The following is a 228-nucleotide window of genomic DNA, read 5'->3' as shown; positions in this document are numbered from 1 at the left end:
GAAGCCCGCCAGAGAAGGCGGGCTTCTCAAGCCATCAGTCATCTCCCGCCCTGATGAACTGGCTACGCCAGCAGCACGCCGCCGGAGCCACCCTGGGCGGGGTCTGCGTGGGCTCGATCCTGCTGGCCGAAAGCGGCCTGCTCGATGGCCGCAGCGCCACCACCCACTGGACCTCGGCCCAGGCCTTCGCCGAGCGTTATCCACAGGTGCGCCTGGAAGCGGAAAAAC

At 68.0% G+C, this 228-nt stretch carries 1 protein-coding gene; it reads left to right on the top strand.

Annotation, left to right across the window (positions count from 1 at the left end; translation table 11 throughout):
* The coding region (locus SB765_RS34660) for a DJ-1/PfpI family protein (RefSeq protein ID WP_410933158.1) at nucleotides 1–228 on the top strand (228 nt) is incomplete at both ends.

This window comes from Pseudomonas sp. SIMBA_067 (assembly GCF_046534675.1).
GTDB classification, from domain to species: domain Bacteria; phylum Pseudomonadota; class Gammaproteobacteria; order Pseudomonadales; family Pseudomonadaceae; genus Aquipseudomonas; species Aquipseudomonas putida.
This window is presented reverse-complemented; position numbering and strand designations above follow the sequence as displayed.